This window comes from Streptomyces sp. NPDC055189 (genome assembly GCF_053606765.1).
The window spans coordinates 132,962-152,449 of sequence record NZ_JBSGSG010000014.1; the positions used below are offsets into that span (position 1 = coordinate 132,962).

General features: G+C 70.5%; 19 protein-coding genes. 12 read left to right on the plus strand and 7 right to left on the minus strand.

What is annotated here, in order from left to right:
* Window positions 1–22: 22 nt before the first annotated feature.
* From ACWFR3_RS13675 to ACWFR3_RS13685, 3 genes are all read right to left on the minus strand, one after another.
* The gene (locus ACWFR3_RS13675) at window positions 23–1,072 is read right to left on the minus strand and encodes a zinc-binding dehydrogenase (protein WP_453734731.1); all 1,050 of its coding nucleotides are present in this window, start codon (window positions 1,070–1,072) and stop codon (window positions 23–25) included.
* A gap of 133 nt (window positions 1,073–1,205) precedes the next feature.
* Window positions 1,206–1,472 (minus strand): helix-turn-helix domain-containing protein, encoded by a 267-nt coding sequence (locus ACWFR3_RS13680; RefSeq protein WP_453734732.1) that lies wholly within the window; start codon window positions 1,470–1,472, stop codon window positions 1,206–1,208.
* Between the two features lie 116 nt (window positions 1,473–1,588).
* Window positions 1,589–2,884, minus strand: coding sequence for a CitMHS family transporter (locus ACWFR3_RS13685; protein ID WP_453734733.1), 1,296 nt, complete (start codon window positions 2,882–2,884; stop codon window positions 1,589–1,591).
* Between the two features lie 281 nt (window positions 2,885–3,165).
* Between ACWFR3_RS13685 and ACWFR3_RS13690 the strand changes: the two genes are divergently transcribed.
* The 9 genes from ACWFR3_RS13690 (at window position 3,166) to ACWFR3_RS13730 (ending at window position 9,909) form a co-directional block, all read left to right on the plus strand.
* The gene (locus ACWFR3_RS13690) at window positions 3,166–3,882 is read left to right on the plus strand and encodes a FadR/GntR family transcriptional regulator (protein WP_453734734.1); all 717 of its coding nucleotides are present in this window, start codon (window positions 3,166–3,168) and stop codon (window positions 3,880–3,882) included.
* A gap of 216 nt (window positions 3,883–4,098) precedes the next feature.
* Complete coding sequence (locus tag ACWFR3_RS13695) at window positions 4,099–4,767, plus strand: aspartate/glutamate racemase family protein (RefSeq protein ID WP_453734735.1); 669 nt, start codon at window positions 4,099–4,101, stop codon at window positions 4,765–4,767.
* Entirely contained in the window at window positions 4,764–5,612 is an 849-nt protein-coding gene (locus ACWFR3_RS13700) for a sugar phosphate isomerase/epimerase family protein (RefSeq protein WP_453734736.1), read from the plus strand. Before ACWFR3_RS13695 ends, ACWFR3_RS13700 begins: the two co-directional genes overlap by 4 nt.
* 39 nt (window positions 5,613–5,651) lie before the next feature.
* On the plus strand, window positions 5,652–6,737 hold the full coding sequence (locus tag ACWFR3_RS13705) for an isocitrate/isopropylmalate dehydrogenase family protein (protein ID WP_453734737.1): 1,086 nt from the start codon (window positions 5,652–5,654) through the stop codon (window positions 6,735–6,737).
* Between the two features lie 100 nt (window positions 6,738–6,837).
* Entirely contained in the window at window positions 6,838–7,116 is a 279-nt protein-coding gene (locus ACWFR3_RS13710) for a class II aldolase/adducin family protein (protein ID WP_453734768.1), read from the plus strand.
* Complete coding sequence (rraA, locus tag ACWFR3_RS13715) at window positions 7,113–7,604, plus strand: ribonuclease E activity regulator RraA (protein WP_453734738.1); 492 nt, start codon at window positions 7,113–7,115, stop codon at window positions 7,602–7,604. Before ACWFR3_RS13710 ends, rraA begins: the two co-directional genes overlap by 4 nt.
* Before the next feature lie 115 nt (window positions 7,605–7,719).
* Complete coding sequence (locus ACWFR3_RS13720; RefSeq protein ID WP_453734739.1) at window positions 7,720–9,093, plus strand: NAD-dependent succinate-semialdehyde dehydrogenase; 1,374 nt, start codon at window positions 7,720–7,722, stop codon at window positions 9,091–9,093.
* Between the two features lie 34 nt (window positions 9,094–9,127).
* Window positions 9,128–9,592 (plus strand): cupin domain-containing protein, encoded by a 465-nt coding sequence (locus tag ACWFR3_RS13725; RefSeq protein ID WP_453734740.1) that lies wholly within the window; start codon window positions 9,128–9,130, stop codon window positions 9,590–9,592.
* 20 nt (window positions 9,593–9,612) lie between these two features.
* On the plus strand, window positions 9,613–9,909 hold the full coding sequence (locus tag ACWFR3_RS13730; RefSeq protein WP_453734741.1) for an antibiotic biosynthesis monooxygenase family protein: 297 nt from the start codon (window positions 9,613–9,615) through the stop codon (window positions 9,907–9,909).
* A 48-nt stretch (window positions 9,910–9,957) separates the two neighbouring features.
* Here the strand turns inward: ACWFR3_RS13730 and secD are convergent, their stop codons facing one another.
* From secD to ACWFR3_RS13745, 3 genes are all read right to left on the minus strand, one after another.
* On the minus strand, window positions 9,958–12,198 hold the full coding sequence (gene secD / locus ACWFR3_RS13735; RefSeq protein ID WP_453734742.1) for a protein translocase subunit SecD: 2,241 nt from the start codon (window positions 12,196–12,198) through the stop codon (window positions 9,958–9,960).
* 678 nt (window positions 12,199–12,876) lie between these two features.
* Entirely contained in the window at window positions 12,877–13,542 is a 666-nt protein-coding gene (locus ACWFR3_RS13740; RefSeq protein WP_453734743.1) for a response regulator, read from the minus strand.
* Window positions 13,539–14,492 (minus strand): HAMP domain-containing sensor histidine kinase, encoded by a 954-nt coding sequence (locus ACWFR3_RS13745; protein WP_453734744.1) that lies wholly within the window; start codon window positions 14,490–14,492, stop codon window positions 13,539–13,541. The genes ACWFR3_RS13740 and ACWFR3_RS13745 overlap by 4 nt, the downstream gene beginning before the upstream one ends.
* A gap of 331 nt (window positions 14,493–14,823) precedes the next feature.
* Here ACWFR3_RS13745 and ACWFR3_RS13750 point away from each other — a divergent pair, with 331 nt between their 5' ends.
* From ACWFR3_RS13750 to ACWFR3_RS13760, 3 genes are all read left to right on the plus strand, one after another.
* On the plus strand, window positions 14,824–15,150 hold the full coding sequence (locus ACWFR3_RS13750) for a TraR/DksA family transcriptional regulator (protein ID WP_453734745.1): 327 nt from the start codon (window positions 14,824–14,826) through the stop codon (window positions 15,148–15,150).
* A 66-nt stretch (window positions 15,151–15,216) separates the two neighbouring features.
* Entirely contained in the window at window positions 15,217–15,585 is a 369-nt protein-coding gene (locus ACWFR3_RS13755) for a TraR/DksA family transcriptional regulator (protein WP_453734746.1), read from the plus strand.
* The gene (locus ACWFR3_RS13760; RefSeq protein WP_453734747.1) at window positions 15,582–16,415 is read left to right on the plus strand and encodes a rod shape-determining protein; all 834 of its coding nucleotides are present in this window, start codon (window positions 15,582–15,584) and stop codon (window positions 16,413–16,415) included. The genes ACWFR3_RS13755 and ACWFR3_RS13760 overlap by 4 nt, the downstream gene beginning before the upstream one ends.
* A 95-nt stretch (window positions 16,416–16,510) precedes the next feature.
* Here the strand turns inward: ACWFR3_RS13760 and ACWFR3_RS13765 are convergent, their stop codons facing one another.
* Entirely contained in the window at window positions 16,511–19,414 is a 2,904-nt protein-coding gene (locus ACWFR3_RS13765) for a glycoside hydrolase family 48 protein (RefSeq protein WP_453734748.1), read from the minus strand.
* Window positions 19,415–19,488: the final 74 nt, after the last annotated feature.

Consider the following 19,488-nt stretch of genomic DNA (forward strand, 5'->3'; position numbering starts at 1 on the left):
ACGGGTGACCTCGACGCGGAACTCAGGGATGCATGACGATCTTCCCCACGTGCCCCCTGCGGGCGAGTTCTTCCTGCGCCTCGGCGGCCTGGTCCAGTGGGAAGGTCGCAGCGATGATGGGGTGGATCTCGGCCCGGCGGGCCAGGTCCATGAGGAGACCGAAGTGTGTGGGGGTGTGCATCGCGGACCCGATGACCTGGGCGTTGTGCAGGTAGAGACGGCGCACGTCGAACGTCACGTCGTATCCGCCCAGTGCGCCGGCGATGACCCACCGGCCCCCTTCGCGCAGCAGCGGCAGCCCATCACCCACCAGCTCGCCGGCCACGACGTCCAGGGCGACGTCGATGCCCTCCGGGGCGGCGGCGCGCAGCTGCTCGGTGACGTCCCCGGCGCGGTCGATGACCTCGTGCGCGCCTGCGTCGCGCACCGCGTCGATCTTGGCTCCGCTGCTGATGGCCACCACCCTGGCGCCGCGCGCCCGGGCGATCTGCACCGCCGCGATGCCGACGCCGCCGGATGCTCCCGAGACCAGGGCGGTTTCGCCCTTGCGGAGCCGGCCGCGCTCGATCATGCCCAGTGCCGTGCCGTAGGCGGTCGGCAGCGTCGCGAGCTGGTCGTCCGTGAGAGGAGAATCCGTCACGTCGTGGACGCGCTCGGCCGGTGCCGTCACGTACTGGGCGTAGCCGCCGTCGCGTTCGCTGCCCATCAGGCCCACCGGGTTGGCGTCCGGCTCGTCGCTGTCGTAGATCGCGGGGTCGACGACCACACGGCGGCCGACGAGGCTGCCCTCGACTCCGGCGCCGACGGCCACAACCCGGCCGGCCACGTCGGCGCCCTGGATGCGCGGGAAATCGATCGGGCCGCGCCAGCCCGACGTCGCCTTGGGGTCTCCGGGGCGGCCGTAGGCACCCTGCCGGGTCCACAGGTCGGTGTTGTTCAGGGCCACGGCGCTGACCTCGACCAGCACGTCTCCTGCCTGAGGGACAGGGACGGCGACTTCCGTCAGCTCGAGAACCTCCGGTCCTCCGTGTTCCGTGATTCGCACCGCTCGCATGAACTGGGGCGCACGCATTACTAGAACCTCCGTCCGGTATACCGATCGGTTTACATCTCCCACCGTACACCGGTCACGTAAAAGACCCGCAGGGCAGGAAGCGCGGCTCATTACGCCCGCTGGGGTTCCTCGCGCTCGGAGGAGGCGGGGCCTACTCCGTGGCAGCGCCGGAGTCCGGCGGAAGTTCGAGATCCGTCGTCTCGCGCGACGCCGTCGGGATGCTGCCCGGCGCCCAGCCGAGAACTTCCTCGAAACGGCGGGCCGTGAAGGGAAGGGGTGGATGTCCGGGCTCCCGCTCGTGCAGCCTGATGGTCGCCTGGCTCAACCGGGTACGGAGCGCGAGCTCCTTCACGGAGATGCCCTCGGCTTCCCGGAACTCGATGAGAGCTTTCGCCAGCCGCTCGGATTCTCCGTCCATGGCCGAAGCATCCCGCATCACGGCCGTACGGTCAGCCTCCTGACGTGATCCGCAGACGGGAAGACGGCCTGCGTCCGTGCGATGCGCCCCCGCTGGGCCAGATCGCCGGGGGCGGGTCAGGCGATGGTGATGGCCCCGGTGAGCAGCGCGAAGGCGATGTAGGCGAGGGAGACGGGGATGCCCCAGCGCAGAGCGGTCTTCTGGAAGTCGCCGAGGTCGGCCTTGACGAGGCCGAGCAGGACCCACAGCGGTGCCGATGTGGGTCCCATGCTGTGCAGGATCTGGCCGATGGCGCCGGCGCGGGCGATCTCGTTGGCGTGGATGCCGTAGTGGCTCGCGGACTCCGCGAGGACGGGTACGACGCCGAACCAGTAGGCGTCGTTCGACATGAAGAAACCGAGTGGGAGCGCGAGGAGAGCGGTGAACAGGGGCACGATATTGCCCCAGCCGTCGGGGACGAGCGCGAGCGCGGCATCGGCCATCGCCTTGATCATGCCGGCGTCGGTCATGATGCCGGTGAAGATCCCCGCGGCGAGGACCAGCATCACGACGGGTACGGCGTTGGCCGCCTGACGCTTGATGAGTTCCTGCTGTGCCTCGATGGTGCGCAGGTTGAGCAGCAGGGCGATGACGAACGCGACCATGAACAGCACGACGAGGTCGGCGACTTCGAGGATGAGCAGCGCCATGAGCAGCACGGTGAGGGCGGCGTTGGTCCACATGCGCCAGGTGGCCTGTACGGCGGGGATGGCCTCGCCGGAGGCGACCGCGAGTTGGTAGGCGTTGAGCTTGTCGGGGTCGAGGTTGCGGCGTTCGCGCAGGCCGAGCCAGTAGGCGGCGGCGATGATGGTGAGGCTGGTCAGCAGCATCGGGCCGATCATGTGGACGAAGTAGTCGCTCGCGTTGAGGTGCAGGGCGCTGATGCCGCGGGTCGCGGCGCCGCCCCAGGGGGTGGTGCCGGAGATGGTGCCCAGCGCCATGGTGGCGAGGGCGGCCAGGATCAGCGGGTTCATGCCCAGGCGCCGGTAGATCGGCAGGAACGCGGAGCAGACGATCATGTAGCTGGTGGTGCCGTCGCCGTCGAGGGCGACAAGCAGCGAGAGCACCGCGGTACCCACCACGATGCGCATCGGGTCGCCCTTGGAGGCGCGGATGATGAATGCCGATATCGGGTCGAAGAGCTTGGCCTCCATCATCAGGCCGAAGTAGAGGACGGCGAAGAGGAGGAGGACTGCGGTGGGGGCGACGGTCTCCAGGCCGCCCATGATCATGTCGCCGATTTGGGCGCCCTTGCCGATGAGGACGGCGGCGGCGATCGGGGTGAGCATGATGGCGGTGAAGGCGGAGAGGTACTTGCGCATCACGAGCAGCATGAAGCTGCCCAGTGTGGCGAAGCCGAGGACGGCGAGCATCGTTGCTCCTTGGGGCAGGACCGGGGCCGCCCTTCAGGGCGGCCTCGTGCGGCGCGAATCCGCGCAGGGGTGATGGCCGGGCGTGCGGAGAGGCGAACCTGTGGGGGCGGCTCAGGGTTCGTCCGGGCGCGGCCAGTGCGGCTAACCGGTTTACCGGTTGGCCGGTAGGTAACTAGACTGACGGCTGATTCGTCAATACCGAAGTCGTGCCGATGTGCCGTCGGGGCCCGCCCGGGCCTGTGGCGGCCCGTCCGGCACTGCCCGCCGAAGCGAGGAAATTCATGGCCGAACTCTCGAGAATCACGGTCGAGCCGCGGGAACCGCTGGCCGCCGAGGTGTCGCGCCGCCTCATCGAGTACCTGATGTCCGGCGCGGTCCAGCCCGGCGACCGCATCCCGTCGGAGCGCCGGCTGACCGAGATGCTCGGAGTCAACCGCCCCACCGTGCGCGAAGCCATCAAGTCACTCGGGTTCCTGGGGCTCGTGGAGATCCGGCAGTCCAGCGGCACGTACTTCCGCGGCACCGACTCCGACGTGCTCTACCGGCTCTTCGAGCTCGGCCTGGTGCTGGGGGAGCGCGGTGCGAAGGACATGGTGCAGGCGCGCGCCGAACTGGAGGTCGTCGTCGCGGGCCTGGCCGCCGAAGCGCGCGACGAGGCGGGGGTGGAGCTCTTGCGTGCCCGGCTCAGGATGATGCGCGAGTGCCCGGACGCGGAGTTCGCCGAGGCCGACACCGCCTTCCATGCCGCCCTCGCGGAACTGTCCGGCAATTCGGTGCTGCGGGACATGCTCAAGGGCATGCGCGCGATGATCCAGCGCGGCTGGGTGGAACGCACCGGCGCCGTACGGACCCGCAAGGTCGCCTACGACGACCACGTCCCGATCTTCGAGGCGATCGAGAAGGGCGACAAAGCGGCCGCCCGGGACGCCATGGCCCGGCATATGCGGGACGCGTCCCGCCGCCTGAGCGAGGCGCTGGAGCAGCGCGTCGAGGACTGAGCGGACCGGCTGGGCCGGGGCTCGTCTTCCGGGGCTCGTCTTCCGGGGGTGACCCGCGAGCGGGCTCCGCACATCCATCGCCGGTCAACCGGTTGACCGGTTATCCGGATCTGCTTAGAGTGACGTCGCGGTACCGAACCAAGCAGTGCCGCCAACCGGAAGAGCCGGTCGAACCGGCAGAGGGGAAACCCGGTGCACCACCCACCCTTGATCGCCATGATTCACGCCGTCCCGGCAGCCGCCCGGACCGCCGAGGCCGCCTTCGCCCGGGAGTTCCCCGAGGCCCGGCTGTGGAACCTGCTGGACGACCAGCTCCTGGAAGACGCCCGCGAAGCCGGCGGCCTCACCCCCGCCCTGCGACGGCGCATGCTGCGCCTGGTCCACCACGCCGTGGAGGGCGGCGCCCACGGCGTCCTGCTGACCTGCTCCTCGTACGGCGACGTCGTCGAGACGGCCCGCGCCCTGTGGCAGATCCCCGTCCTGAAGTCGGACGAGTCGATGTTCCACGCGGCGCTCACCGGCCCCTACGGTGCCCTGGCCGTTGCCGCCTCCGCACCCCCGGCCGTCCCGGCCGCGATCGCCCAACTCGACGACCTGAGCACCCGGTTGCGGCCCGGCCGCCCGGCCCGGATCACCGCCGTCCTCAGCGAGCCGGCCGCCGCCGCGGCCACACCGCAGGCCGCAGCGCACCACCTCGCGGACGCCCTGCACGCCTCCGGCGCCGAGGGCGTCCAGGCCGTGCTGCTCGCCCAGTACTCCCTGGCCCCGGCCGGACCCGCCCTGGCCGAACTCCTCGGCCTGCCGGTCCTGGACGGGGCCGGCGCCGCCGCACAGGAACTGCGCGCGGCCCTGCTGCCCCACAGCCCCGCCACGGTCGCGCCATGACCCGCCCGCCGGACACCCTGCCCTGGCCGCTGGCCTACACCGTCTCGTCCGACGACTGCCGTACGCCGATGCCCCTGGGTTTCGACGCGCCGCTCGCCGAGGCCGCCCAGCAGCTGGCCGAGATCGGCTACGACAGCGTGGAGGTCCAGGTCCGGGACGTCGGCGCCCGGGACGCGGCGGTCCTGCGTGCCGCAGTGGAGCCCGCCGGTGTGCGCATCACCGCCCTGGGCACCGGCCCCATCACCGCGCAGGACGGCCTGAGCCTCACCGACCCGGCCCCCGATGTGCGCCGCCAGGCACTGGAGCGATTGCTCGGCGCGACCCGCCTGGCCGCCGCGCTCGGCGTCCCGCTCACCCTCGGCCAGTCCCGCGGCACCTTCCTGCCCGGCCTGGAGGAACCGCAGCGGCACTGGGCGGAACAGGCGGTGCGCCAACTGGCCGCCGAGGCCGCCGCGCTGGGCACCCGACTGCTGATCGAACCGCAGACCCGGACCAACACGTCGCTGTGGCACACCCCGGAGGAGACCCTCGCCTTCACCGCCACCGCCGAGGTGCCCACCGGCCTCGCGCTTGACACCCACCACCTGCAGGCCGAAGGCCTCGACCCGGTGATCGCCGTCGCCAGATACGTGAGCGTGACCGGCTGCGTGCAACTCGCCTCCGACACCGGGCGCGGACCGCTCATCGCAGGCGACACCCGGCTGCCCCCGCTGCTGCGGACGCTGCGCGAGAGCGCCTTCACCGGCTGGCTGACCTGCGAGCACGTACAGGAGGGCGACAGCAGCCGGGCGGCGGCCCGCTCCCTGACCGCCCTGCAGGGCGCCGCGGCGCTCGCCCTGAACTGAATTTCCGACCTGCACCACCTGACCGGAGAGGAACCCGACATGAGCACCACCTACCGCCTCGGCGTCCTGGAGGGCGACGGCATCGGCGCCGAAATCGTCCCGTCCGCCGTGGAGATCGCCACCGCCGCGGCCCGCGCCGCCGGCACCACGATCGACTGGATCACGCTGCCGCTCGGCGCGTCATCGATCGAAACCCACGGCACCCCGGTCCCCGAGGAGACCAAGTCCGCCCTGGACACCCTCGACGGCTGGTACCTCGGCCCGCACGACTCGGTGTCCTACCCCGAGCCGCACAAGTCGGACCTGAACCCCTCGGGCACCCTGCGCAAGCACTTCCAGCTCTTTGCCAACATCCGCCCGGCCAAGTCGTTCCCGGGCGCCACGGCAGTCTGCGACAACGCCGACCTCGTCATCGTCCGCGAGAACACCGAGGGCTTCTACGCCGACCGCAACACCTTCGCCGGCACGGGCGAGTTCATGCCCACCCCCGACACGGCGATCATGCTGGGCATCATCACCCGCCAGGCCACCGAACGCGTCGCCCGCGTCGCCTTCGACCTGGCCCGCGCACGCCGCAAGAAGCTGACGATCGTCCACAAGGCCAACGTCCTCAAGCTCACCACCGGCCTGTTCCGGACCGTGTGCCAGGAAGTCGCCCGGGAGTACCCGGACGTCGCCGTCGACGACTTCCACATCGACGCCATGACCGTCCACCTGGTGCGCCGCGCCCAGGACTTCGACGTGATCGTCACCGAGAACATGTTCGGCGACATCCTCTCCGACCTCGCCGGCGAGATCTCCGGATCGCTGGGCACCGCCCCCTCCATCAACGCCTCCGCGGATCGCGCCATGGCCCAGGCCTCGCACGGCTCGGCCCCCGACATCGCCGGCCAGAACACCGCCAACCCCGTCGCCATGATCCTCTCCGGCGCGATGCTCCTCGAATGGCTGGCCGCCCGCCACGAGGACCCCGCCCTGGCCAAGGCCGCCAAGATCATCGAGGCGGGTGTCGCACAGGCCATCGCCTCGGGCATCTCCACCCGGGACCTGGGCGGCTCGGCGTCCACCACCGAGTTCACCGCCACCGTCATCAAGGCCATCGAGGCGGGCGCAGGCCGGCACTGACCCTTTCCGACCGTGCGGCGGGCGTCCTCACCGCCCTGACCGGCGCCCGCCCGCACTGCTTCCCCACGCCCCGGGAGACCGTCCATGACCTGCGCACCGGCTGCATAGCCGACGACTTCACCGGCGGCACCGAGCCCTTCTGCCCTTGACCGCGTACTACGCGATGCGCACCGGGACCTGCCCCGGCTCCCGTACCACGCGCCCCGGCGACAGCCGACTCGAACCGCTCGCGGAACGAACTGCCCGCACCCACCACGCCGTGCTCCTCGCCAACCACGGCCCCGTCGTCGCCGGAGCAACCCTCCTCCTCCAAGGCCAGCGCCGCACCCGCCCCCTCACTCCCGAACAGGCCGCCCTCACTTCCAAGGACACGCCGTGACGCAGCTTCACCGCCCGATCCCCACCGCCGACCTCGTCGACCAGCACGGCACCGAGCTGCGCGTCTGCGACCTCCAATTCCGCCAGTACGGCGGCCACCGCGCCTTCGCGGGCCCGATCCGCACCGTCTCCTGCCACCAGGACAACGGCCTGCTGCGCGACCTGCTGCGCACCCCCGGCGACGGCCACATCCTGGTCGTCGACGGCGGCGGCTCCCTGCGCACAGCGCTGACCGGAGACCTCATCGCCACCGCCGCCCGGGACAACGGCTGGGCGGGACTCGTCCTGCACAGCGCGGTACGCGACAGCACCGCCCTGGCCCGACTCGAACTCGGCATCAAGGCACTGGGCACCATTCCGCGCAAGAGCAGCAAGGAGGGACGGGGAGAGCTCGACGTACCCGTCACCTTCGGCGGTGTCACCTTCGCACCGGGCGACATCCTCCACGCCGACGATGACGGCGTCGCACTCCTGCCCCGTACCACCTGACCAATCACCCGGCAGGACAGCCGACATGTTCCCGGCGGTGAGCAGCGCCCTCCTGCCGCATCCCTTGCCGTCGCGATCCGCGGCGCCCCCAAGAACAGCGGAGACAACCTCCCTCATGATCACCTCACGCAACCCGGCCACCGACACCGAACTCGCCCGCTACACCCCGCAGTCCCCGCAGGACGTCGACGACATCCTCCAGGCGGCTGCCGGCGCCCAGAGGGCTTGGCGCCGCCGCCCCGTCGCCGAACGCACGCCTCTCCTGGCGGAGATGGCCCGCGTCCTGCGCGAGGGCCGCGAGACCTACGCGGCGCTCATCACCGCGGAGATGGGCAAGCCGATCACCGAGGCGCGCGCGGAGATCGACAAGTGCGCGTTCACCTGCGACTACTACGCGGACCGTGCTCCGGACCAGCTCGCCGACCGGCCCGTTGCCTCCAACGCTGCCGAGAGCGCCGTCGTGTACGACCCGCTGGGGGTGATCCTCGCGGTGATGCCGTGGAACTACCCGTTCTGGCAGTTCTTCCGGTTCGCCGCGCCCGCCCTGGCCGCCGGCAACGGCGCCCTGCTCAAGCACGCCAACAATGTGCCGCAGTGCGCCCTCGCCGTCGAGGAGGTCGTCCGCAAGGCAGGCGCTCCCGAGGGCCTGTGCCGCACCCTGCTCATCGACGTCGACCAGGTCGCGGGAATCATCGCCGACCCGCGCGTCGCCGCCGTCACCCTCACCGGGTCCACCGAGGTCGGCGCGATCGTCGCCGCGCAGTCCGCCGCGGTACTCAAGAAGCAGGTCCTGGAACTCGGCGGCTCCGACCCGTACGTCGTCCTCGCCGACGCCGACATCCCGCAGGCCGCCGCCACAGCCGTCAAGGCCCGGTATGTCAACGCGGGCCAGTCCTGCGTCAACGCCAAGCGCTTCATCGTGGAGGACACGGTGGCCGACGCGTTCGTGGCCGCGTTCACCACGGCAGCCGCCGCGCTCCGGGGCGGCGATCCGACCGACCCGGCCACCGAGATCGGGCCGATGGCGCGCGCGAACCTCCGCGCCACCCTGCACGACCAGGTCGAACGCACCATCGCCGCCGGCGCCGTCCTCAAGAGCGGCGGACATGTCCCGGAGGGGCCCGGCTGCTACTACCCGCCCACCGTCCTGGACCGCGTCCGTCCCGGCATGGCCGCCTTCGACGAGGAGACCTTCGGCCCGGTGGCCGCCATCACCCGCGCAGCCGACGCCGACGAGGCCATCACCCTCGCCAACCAGACCGAGTACGGCCTGGGCGCCGCCCTGTGGACCTCCGACCTGGACCGCGCCCGCCGCCTCGCCCGTGTCCTGGACGCCGGCGCCGTCTTCGTCAACGGCATGGTCGCTTCCGACCCCCGGCTGCCCTTCGGCGGCATCAAGCGCTCCGGCTACGGCCGGGAGCTCGGCGCCGAGGGCATCCGCGAATTCGTCAACACCAAGACGGTCTGGATCGGCCCCGCTTCCACCTGACCTCTCGCACACTCGCTGACACGGAGAACCGCCCATGCGCACCACCGACACCGCCGCCGACGCCAACCAGCCCTGCTGCGGCACCTTCGCACCCGCCGTCCTGCGCCCCGCCGAACTGCCCTCCTTCGGCCGCGGCGGCGGCGCACGCACCATCCCGCTGGTCACCCGGGCCGTCGGCGCCGAGGTGTTCCTCACCGGCCAGACCCTTTTCGACGGCGGCGCCGGCATCCCGCTGCACACCCACAACTGTCCCGAGAGCGTGACCATCCTCGAAGGCGACGCCATCGTCGAAATCGACGGGGCCGAGCACCGAGTGACCCGCTTCGACACGACGTACGTCGCGGCCGGCACCCCCCACCGCTTCCGCAACGCCTCTGACACCGCGCCCATGCGCATCCTGTGGATCTACGCTTCGGTCGACGCCACGCGCACCCTCGTCGAGACAGGAGTCACCGCGCGCGTGGACGCCGAGCACGACAAGACCGCCGCGCAACGCTAAGAGGAGAGGCAGACACCACCATGATCACCGAGATCGCGCAGATTGATGTCCTGCCCGGCCACGAGGACGACTTCGAGCAGGCCGTCGCCCTGGCCCGGCCCCACTTCCTCGCGGCCGACGGCTGCCACGGCGTCGATCTGCTCCGCAGCCACGAACACCCTGCCCGCTACCGCCTCATGGTCCAGTGGGCGACGGTCGAACATCACACCGTCGGCTTCCGCGGCTCCGACGGCTTCGCCCGGTGGCGGGCCCTGGCCGGACCGCATTTCGCGGCCCCGCCTCAGGTCGAGCACGTGTACTCCGTCCTTTCTCCGTGATGGGTGCCCCGCCTCGCTGCGCGCATCCACCGGGGCTTGCGCAGGACACTAGGCGCGGCGGTGCAGTTCGATGGCCAGGGGTGTGGCGGTGAACATCGAGGAGTACGTGCCCACCACGAGGCCGATGAGGAGGGCCAGGGCGAAGTCGGTCAGGGATTCGCCGCCCAGCACGGCCAGCGCGGTGAGGATGAATGCGGCGCCCATGCCGGTGTTGACGGTGCGGGGCAGGGTCTGCACGAGCGCCCGGTTGGCGATGTGGGAGAAGGGCTTCTCACGGTCACCGCGGGCGAGTTCCCTGATCCGGTCGAAGACGACGACGGAGTCGTTGACGGAGTAGCCGATGACGGTCAGCAGCGCGGCCAGGAAGACGCCGTCGATGGGCTTGCCGAGCCAGGCGAAGATGCCGACGAGGATCACGACGTCGTGGGCGAGGGCGGCGACAGCGGAGGTTCCGAGGAGCCAGCGGAAGCGTGCCGCGAGATAGATGAGCTGGGCGCCCAGGGCGACGAGGAGGGCGATGAGGGCGCCTTGGCGCAGCTCCTTGCCGAGGCTGGGTCCGATGGCTTCGTCGCGGATCTTGTCGGCCTGGCGTGCCAGGTCGCCGACGGTGTCGGTGATGGTCGCCGCCTGGGCGTTGCTCAGCTGGTGGGTACGGACGGTGAGTTGGTTCTCGCCGGAGGTCTGGACGACGGCCCGTGGAAATCCGGCGTCGGCGAGCGCGGTGCGCAGCCGGTCGGTGTCGACGGGGGTGGCCGTGGTGTATTCGATGAGGCGGCCACCGGTGAATTCGACACCGAAGTCGAGGCCGCGCACGGCGATACCGGAGGCCGCCACGACGAGGGCGACCGCCGAGCCGGCCAGCCACCGGCGCGGGTGACGCATCAGGTTCGGGTTGGTGCGGCTGAGGCGGTCGCGGACGGTTCCGGTGTGGGCGATGCCCGTGAGGTGGGGGCGGCGGCGCAGGCCGGGGCGGGCGACGGCGTAGTCGGCGAGGGCGCGGGTGATGACCAGGGCGCTGACCATGGAGGCGAGAACGCCGATGCCCAGCGTGACGCCGAACCCGCGCACGGGGCCGGAGGCGAGGAAGAACAGCAGGCCGGCGGCGATGAGGGTGGTGATGTTGGAGTCGGCGATCGCGCTGAGGGCTCTGCGGAATCCGGCGGTCATCGACGAGCGCACGGTGGGGCGTAGCCGCGTGGCGTGTTCCTCGCGGGCACGTTCGAAGACGAGCACGTTGGCGTCGACCGCCATGCCGATGGCCAGGACGAACCCGGCGAGCCCGGGCAGGGTGAGGGTGGCGCCGAGGGCTGCGAGAGCGGCGTAGGAGATGAGGCCGTAACAGGCCAGGGCCACGGCGGCCAGAACGCCCATGATCCGGTAGACGGCGATGATGAACAACGAGGTCAGGGCGGTGCCGATGACGGCGGCCCAGGTGCTGGCCGTGATGGCCTCCGCTCCCAGGGTGGGGCCGACGGTGCGCTGCTCGACGGTTTCGACCGGTACCGGAAGAGCGCCGCCGTTGACGAGCAGAGCCAGTTCCTTGGCTTCGCTGTCGTCGAAGCTTCCGGTGATCTGGGTGGAGCCGCCGCTGATGCCGGTCCGGCAGGCCACCGAGGGGTCGACCTGCGGCGAAGAAATGATCTTGTCGTCCAGGACGATGGCGACCCGGCGGGCCGGATCCCCGGCCGCATGACAGGCGGCCTCGCCGGTCAGCCGGGCCCAGCCGTCCTTGCCCGACCCCTTGAAGTCGACGGTGACATGCCAGCCGGCACCACCCTGCTGGTCGAGGCGGGCGGCCGCCTTCTCGACATCCTTGCCGGTCAGTGATGCCGCCTGCAGGCGCAGGGGTTGGCCGGACTCGTCGGCCAGCACTTGCTCGCGGGGCCGTTCGGACCGTGGTTGGGGCGTGTCATCGGTGTTGGCTGCCGTGCCAAGGACCTGGTGGAAGGTGAGCTGGGCGGTGCGCCCGAGCACGTCGGCCGCCTCCCGCGGATCCTGCAGCCCGGGGAGTTCGACGACGATCCGGTCGCTGCCGGAGCGGGTGATGGTGGGTTCGGCGACACCGAGCGCGTCGATACGGCCGCGCAGCACCTCCACGGTGCGGTCCGTCGCCTCACCGTCGGTATCGCTGTCGGTATGGGTGTCGGCGGTGGGGCGGGTTTCCAGCACGATCTGGGTGCCGCCCCGCAGATCGAGTCCGAGGTGGACGGGGACGGTGAGCGCGACATACAGGGACAGCGCGACGACAGCGAGGGCGATCAGCCCTCTGATGCGCGTGGATCGTGGCACAGCAGGCCTCCGGCGGGCACACCGCGGCCAGGGCAGTGGCCGCGGTCAAGAAGGGAGAAGGGGAGTTCGGATGCCGGAAGGCGGGGGCGGGGCGCGCACCCCGTGGCCGAGCGCCCGGTACGCCGACGCAGGCGGGGACGCCGCCGGTGCCGGGGCGGGCGTGAACTGGAGTGGGTTGCTCGCGGGGCCACGTGACGAGCCGGGGGCGGAGAGCGGCGGAGCATGACGCTCGCCGGTGGCCTCCCGGTGGCTTCGCACGGCGGCGGTGTAGTCGGTGGGTTCTGCGTGTTCTGAGTGCTGTGCGTGCTCTGCGTAGGGATCGCTCGGTGCCGGGTGCCCTGCGCGCGGCATGGCTCCCGCCGGCGCAGCGGTATCGGCGCCGACCACGGTGCCGCCCGGCAGCCAGGGGTGCTCGCCACCGACGACAGACGGGCCGAGCAAGGTGATGAGGACGGCGAGCAGGACGGCCGACATCGCCGCCGGGCCACGGCTGCACGAAGCCGCCGGGCCGCGCGTGCGTGAAGCCGCCGGGCCACGCCTGCGTGAACCGGTGTGCGCGATGCGGGCCATTCCCCCCTCCCTCATTTCATCGTGATGGCACTCTGCCGGGAACCGGCGGGGAGCCCCAAGGACCCGACCGGGGAGTAGGCGGCCGGAGCCTTGGGGCAGTCAGGTGGGTCAGGCTTCGATGAGACCGACGCGGATCGCGTAGCGGGTGAGTTCAAGCCGGTCGCGCATACCGAGCTTGTGCAGCAGGTTCTCCCGGTGGCGGTGGACGGTCTTGATGCTGATGTAGAGCATCTCGGCGATCTCCTTGGAAGAGTGACCCTCGGCGACGAGTTTGAGGACCTCCTCCTCGCGCGCGGTCAGCACCTGCTCGGGAGGCTCCTCGCCAAGACGGACACGGTCGAGGTGTCTGCGGATGAGCGCCGTGACCGCGCCCGGATACAGGAAGGGCTCGTCACGCATGGCGGCCCGGCATGCCGCCACCAGGTCGCGATCGGCCACCGACTTCAGTACATATCCGCTGGCACCGGCCTTCAGCGCCTGAAAGAAGTACTGCTCGTTGTCATGCATCGTCAGCATCAGCACCCGCACTCCGGGTTTCAGCGCGAGGAGTTCCCGGGTCGCCTGCAGACCGGTCATCCGGGGCATGGCGATGTCCATCACCGCCAGATCGACCTCGTGGGTGCGGACCAGGTCGATGGCCTCCGCCCCGTCCCCGGCCTCGGCGACGACCTCGAGGTCCGGCTCCCGGTCGAGGATGAGCCGCACCCCGCGACGTACCAGCGCGTGGTCGTCGGCGAGGAGGATACGGATCGCGGATGTGTGGGGCTGGGTCATGGCTGCTTCCTGAGGAGGGGCACGGTCAGCCGGACCGTCGTACCGGCCTGCTGCTGGGAGATGACGTCCAAAGTGGCCCCGCTCAGCAGGGCCCGCTCGCGCATCCCGCGGATGCCCGCCCCCTCGCGGGCCACCCCGGTACCGCGGCCGTCGTCGACGACGCTCAGCACCACCGCCTCGTCCATGTGTTCCAGGCTCACCTCGACGTGTTCGGCCTCGGCATGGCGGGCCGCGTTGGTCAGGGCCTCCTGGGCGACGCGGTACAGGACCAGTTCCGACTGCTGGTCCAGCGCCGGCAGACCGGCGGCGAAGCGATGCACCACACGCAGCCCCGCGTGGGTGGCGAACTCCGTGGTCAGGGAGGTCAGGGCGCTGATCAGACCGAGGTCGTCCAGTACGCCAGGCCGCAGCCTGCGCACCAGGCGGCGTACTTCGTCCAGGCTGCCCCGGGTGATCTCCTGTGCCTGTTGCAGTTCCCCGCGCAGAGGTTCGTCCGCCTCGTCCGATGCGCGCTTGAGGGCCAGCAGGAGCGCGGTCATGGTCTGGCCGACCTCGTCGTGCAGGTCCTGGGCGATGCGGCGCCGTTCGGATTCCTGGGCGAGCAGGACGCGGGCGCTGCTGGCGGCCCGTTCCTGCTCGAGCCGTTCGAGCATGGCGTTGAAGGTACGAATCACCTCGGCGGTCTCCGCACTGCCCTGCTCCGGCAGACGGTGGCCGGGGCGCAACAGGTCGACGGTGGTCATCAGCCGGGTGAGCCGCCCCAGTGGGGCGAGGCCGATGTGCAGCAGGGAGGCGTTGGCGACCAGCATGACGCCCAGGCCGGTGACGAGGATGACGGCCTCGGTCAGGACCACCGGAACGGAGACGGTCACCGGCGCCCACAGCAGCAGCGCGGTGGCGCCTCCGAGCACCACCGCGTTGAGCGCGAAGATCCGCCAGAACAGGGACAACGGGATGACGCCTTTCTCCGGGTGACACGGGTTCGTCTCTACGGTCGGTCACCGCACACCCCGAGGGTGAGCCGCAGCCACTGGTTTTGACCGGGCTGCCGTCCAGGTTGCCCGCTTCTGGAACGAACGTCGATGGGCTCCAGTGCCCATTTCACGGACCTGGTCTGCACACGCCGTGATGGGCCCGGATCCGGGGACAGCCGCAAATGGGTATCGCGCCCGATGGGCTTTACCCGCTGGAGCGGCCACGGTGGAGGCATGGAGCGCAGCCCGCGACTCCTCCCGATTTCCCGGCCCGTCCGCGACCCACCCGCTGAAAGAAGGAACCGCCATGTCACTCGATGTGCCCCGGACCGAAGCCCCCGTCGAGCGGCTGTCGGCACACGAGGCCCTCCAGCGCCTCGAGCACGAACGCGCCACCCGTCTCACCCAGTTGCGGGCCATCGACGAGGCCGGTCCGGAAGCAGAGGACCAGATGATGTCGACGCAGAAAGAAGCGGTCCTGCGCGTCCTCACCGAAGTCGAGGCCGCTGTCGCCCGCGTACAGGACGGCAGTTACGGCCTCTGCCGGAACTGCACCGCGGCCATTCCCGTCGAGCGGCTGGAAATTCTGCCCTACACCCCGTTCTGCGTCCCCTGCCAGCGCGGCGTCGCCTGACCACCGACGACCCTGGGCTTCGAGCCCTGCCAGCCCCTCCTTCCGCCCTGCCCAAGGGGTGAATCGGTGAACCACCAGATCATCGACCGCGAGACCACTCTGTCGACCGAGATCCTCGCCGCGCTGCGCGAGAACCTCCACGAACAACGCCTCTTCCGCCGGGAACAGCTCCAGCAGCTCTCGGTCGCCGGCGCGACCCGCACTGACGCGCTGCGCGCCCGGCAGAGCTCCTCCCGGCTGGAAGTCCACGTCAAGCTCACCGCCTCGGCCCGCATGGTCCTCGCCGACGTCGAGGCGGCTCTTGAGCGGATGGACCACGGCAGCTACGGATCCTGTCACCTGTGCCGCGGAACCATCGCCCGCGAGCGACTGATGATCGTGCCGCAGGCGCGCTACTGCGCACGCTGTCAGCAGGTCAGGGAGGCCGGCCGGTGACCACCCCGTCCCGTCGCGACCGCGTGCCGGCCCGCCACCGCTCGTGGCCCTGGTGCCGGCAGTGCTTCGGCATCGCCCTCGACCTGGGCAGCGCCCGCACCCGGGCCTGGACGTCCGGGCGGCGCATGATCCTCGACGTGCCCACGATCACCTTCCCCGGCGCCGGTGCGGCCTATCCCATCCAGCGCGGCACCATCGTCGACACCCCCGGAACCGCCCGCATGCTCGACCGATTGCTCGGTCACCGCCTGCCCCGCTTCGGCCGCCCCCTGCTCATCCTGACGACGCCCGTACTGGGCGGCATGGCCTACCGCGCCGAAGCCCGTACCGCGGTCGAAGGTCTGGGTGCGCGCTCGGTATTGACCGTTCCCACCGCGCGCGCCGTGGCCATGGCCGCGGACGCCGACCTGAGCCGTCCCCTGCTTGTGGTGGACATCGGCGCCCACCTCACCGAGGTGACACTGCTCGCCGACGGCGCGGTGGTCGACGCCCGGCACACCGCTCTGGGCACCAGCGACCTGGACCGCCGCACGCCGCCGGAACAGATCACCGAGGCGATCGTCTCGATGACCACCACCATGCTGGAACAGGACCGCACCACCCAGACGCTCGATGCCCTGATGCGGGGCGCCCTGCTTGCCGGCGGGGGCGCGCTGCGACCCGAGATCATCTACCCTCTCGCCGACCGGCTGCACGCCCCCGTACGCCAGGTCCCCGCCCCGCACACCGCGGCCGTCCGCGGCGCCGCGAAGCTCTTGCAAAGCGCCCACACCCACCCCTCGGTGCCCGCGCTCGACGCGGACCGGGATGAGCCGACTGCCAAGGGGTGAGGCGAGGCATGGTCCATGCCGACCGAGGGCCGGGCGGACCCCGGGGAGGGGGCCCGCCCGGCCCGGTGTGCACGGAGCTGCCGTCAGCGGGGCGTTTACTCCAGCAGCTCCGCGTACGAACCCATGGCGAGCGCGATGTCCGCCTGGGCCCAGAACCGGTGGTACGTAAACGTCGGCGCCGCGCCGCCCGCCAGATAGGCCTCCACCTTCGACCAGTTGGGGTCGTCCTTGTAGAAGGAGCGCAGCGAGGAGAACGTGGACGAGGAGTCGATCTTGTCGCCGTTGGGCATCGTGCCCGTCCAGCCGCCGGGCACGTAGACCGGGTCGTCGAACCGGCTGTAGTCGGCCCTGGTCTCGGGCACCGCGATGCCCAGCGCGTCCTGGTTGTGCTCCCACATGCCGTCCAGCAGCGCCTTCGCCGTCGTCTTCGCCTGTGTGTCACCGGACTTGTCGGCGTAGTACGTCAGGGTCTTGGCGTAGGCCGCGGCGACACCGACGTCGTTGGTGTAGTCGGCGACCGTGACGTGCAGGCCTGCGTTCCCGCCGGGACTTGAGGCGTTCCAGGTGTCGGGCTTGCCCGACCACTTCAGCGTGGAGGGGATCCGGAACGTGCCGTCGGGGTTGACGGTGGTCTCGGACAGGGCCCAGTCGACCCACTTGTCCAGGACCGACTTGGCGTCGGCGTCGCCCGTCTGCTGGTAGTACTCGGCCACGCGCTCCATCGACCAGGCCTGGAAGCCGAACCACTGGTTGGAGGGCGGGTCGTGGTAGACGGGCGCCTCGTCGTAGTACATGCCGTAGAACGTCGGCGTGCCGGACGGAGGGGTGCTGTAGCTGCCGCCCCAGCTGTTGGTCGCGCCGCCGGCGATGGCGCCCTCGTCCGACTGCAGCCAGCGGTAGAACTCCAGCTGCCGGTCGAGCGATTTGGCCCAGTCGGCCTGTCCCGTGGCCGACTTGGGCTTCAGGTCGGCGGCCGAGGAGAGGGCGTAGGCGGCGAGGGGGTTCTGGTAGCCGCCGTGGGTGTGGCTGGAGCCGATGCGCCAGGACCAGCCCGCCGAGGTGTCGGTCGCGCCGCCCCAGGCGTAGTACCAGGACATCAGGTAGTGCGAGGCGTCCTTGCCGGTGCCGGCCGGGCAGGTGGTCGGGCCGGTGCAGTTGCCGACCTTCTTGAAGTACTTGTCGTACATCGAGTAGCGCAGGTAGTCGCCCATCTTGGCGGCCTTGCCGACGGTCGCCGAGATGTCGGAGCCCTTGCCCTGCTCCTTGGCCCACAGGTTCGCCCAGTAGGCGGCCTGCACCGCACGCGCGTCGGCGTCCGGGGCGTTGGTGAACTTCCACTGCTTGGCGTAGGAGGAGTCACCGGTGAACAGGTCCAAGTACCCGTTCTTGCCGCCGTACTTGAAGGCGTCGCAGGTGGGCTGCGGCACCGTCTCCCACACCGATTCCTGCGCGCCGCGCTGGAAGGTGTTGATGTAGGAGGGGCCGGTGGCGGTCGGGCCCGCCTCGCACTTGCCGGGTTCGTTCCCGTAGCCGTAGACGTTGTCGACGTCCTGCAGCCAGTGCATGCCGTAGATGTCGTCCGTGCCGTACGCGCTCTTCAGTTCAGCGGCAATGGGGTCGCTGCCGACGGAGACCGACGGGTCGAGTTTGGCCGGGTACTGGGAGGGCAGGTCGTGCTCGGGCGCGTACGTCGCGGGCTTGGAGGCGTTGTAGGAGGAGTTCGTCGGCTGGTCGGCGTGGGTGGGGATCATGTACTTCTCCATGATTTCCCACGCGCCGTTGAACTTCGACCAGTCGCCGCTGACCTTGCCGTACATCGCCTGGAGCCACAGGAGGTAGCTGTAGGCCTCCGACGTCGTCTCGTGGCCGTGGTCGGGCGCCTCGACGATCAGTGTCTCGACCGAGTGGTAGGGGACGCCCTCCGGCGAGAAGTAGCCGTTCGCCGGGTTGGTGATCTTCCCGTAGAGGTCGAGGAAGCGCGCGTCGTACGTCTTGGACGCGGCGAGCTGGGTGACCGTGACCGCGGCCTTGGTGTGGCCCGGGGCCGTCACGCTGAAGGTGGCCGCGCCCGTGCCGGAGGAATCAGCCGCGATGGTCACCTTCTGTGCGGTGTTCCAGTTCGATGGCGTGAAGATCAGGCTCGCGCCGGAGGAGACGGACAGACCCGTGTTGCCGCTCGTGCGGGCCGTCGCGACCGTGACGTTCGACGCCGGCTGCGTCGACAGCTTCACGTCGAAGGTGCCGGACTTGCCCTGCTGGACGCCGAGTTGGCTCGGGGTGGCGACCAGGGCCGGTCCCGCCGCGACCGTGATGCCGACCGGCGTCGACTCGCCGGACGCGCCCTGGCTGTCGTACGCCTTCGCGTACAGGGAGTGCGTCCCGGCCGCCAGAGTGTCCGCGCTGAGCCCGTACGGGGCGGTGGTGTCCGTGCCGAGCAGGGTCGTGTCGTCGTAGAACTCGACCTTGTCGATGCTCGCTCCGTCGGCCGCCGCGGCGGTGGCGGCGAGCGGGACGGCGTCGCCGGCCGAGTAGACCGCGCCGGCCTTGGGGCTGGTGAGCACGGTGATCGGCGGCTGGTGGGCGCCCGCGCATGTGGTGCCGTTGACGGCGAAATCGGTGGGCGCTGAATTCGCGCCACTGTAGGTGAATTGCGCGCCTGCGGTGGCGGCGGCTCCGGGTGCGATCTTCGCGTTGTACGAGAGGCTTTTCGCGGTGATCGCTTTTCCGGACTGCGACCAGGTCGCGTTCCAGCCGTTGGCCAGTTTCTGGTTGCCGCTGTAGTTGTAGGTCAGGGCCCATCCGTCGATCGCCGTGGCGCCGCGATTGGTGATCGTCAGGTCGGCGGTGAAGCCGGAGCCCCAGTCGTTGGTCTTGTAGTCCACACTGCACTCAACTGCCGCTGCCTGAGCGGTAGTTGGCAGTGCGGTGAGGGTGGCGAGCGGTAGTGCCAGGGTGGCCGCGACAGCGGTCCACAGCCGCCGGGCCCGTCTTTGTGGCATGACCCTGGTTCCTCCTTGCGACTCGGAGAGCGAGGGGTGGGGTTGTGATGTGGCGTCACAACCTGTGAACCAGT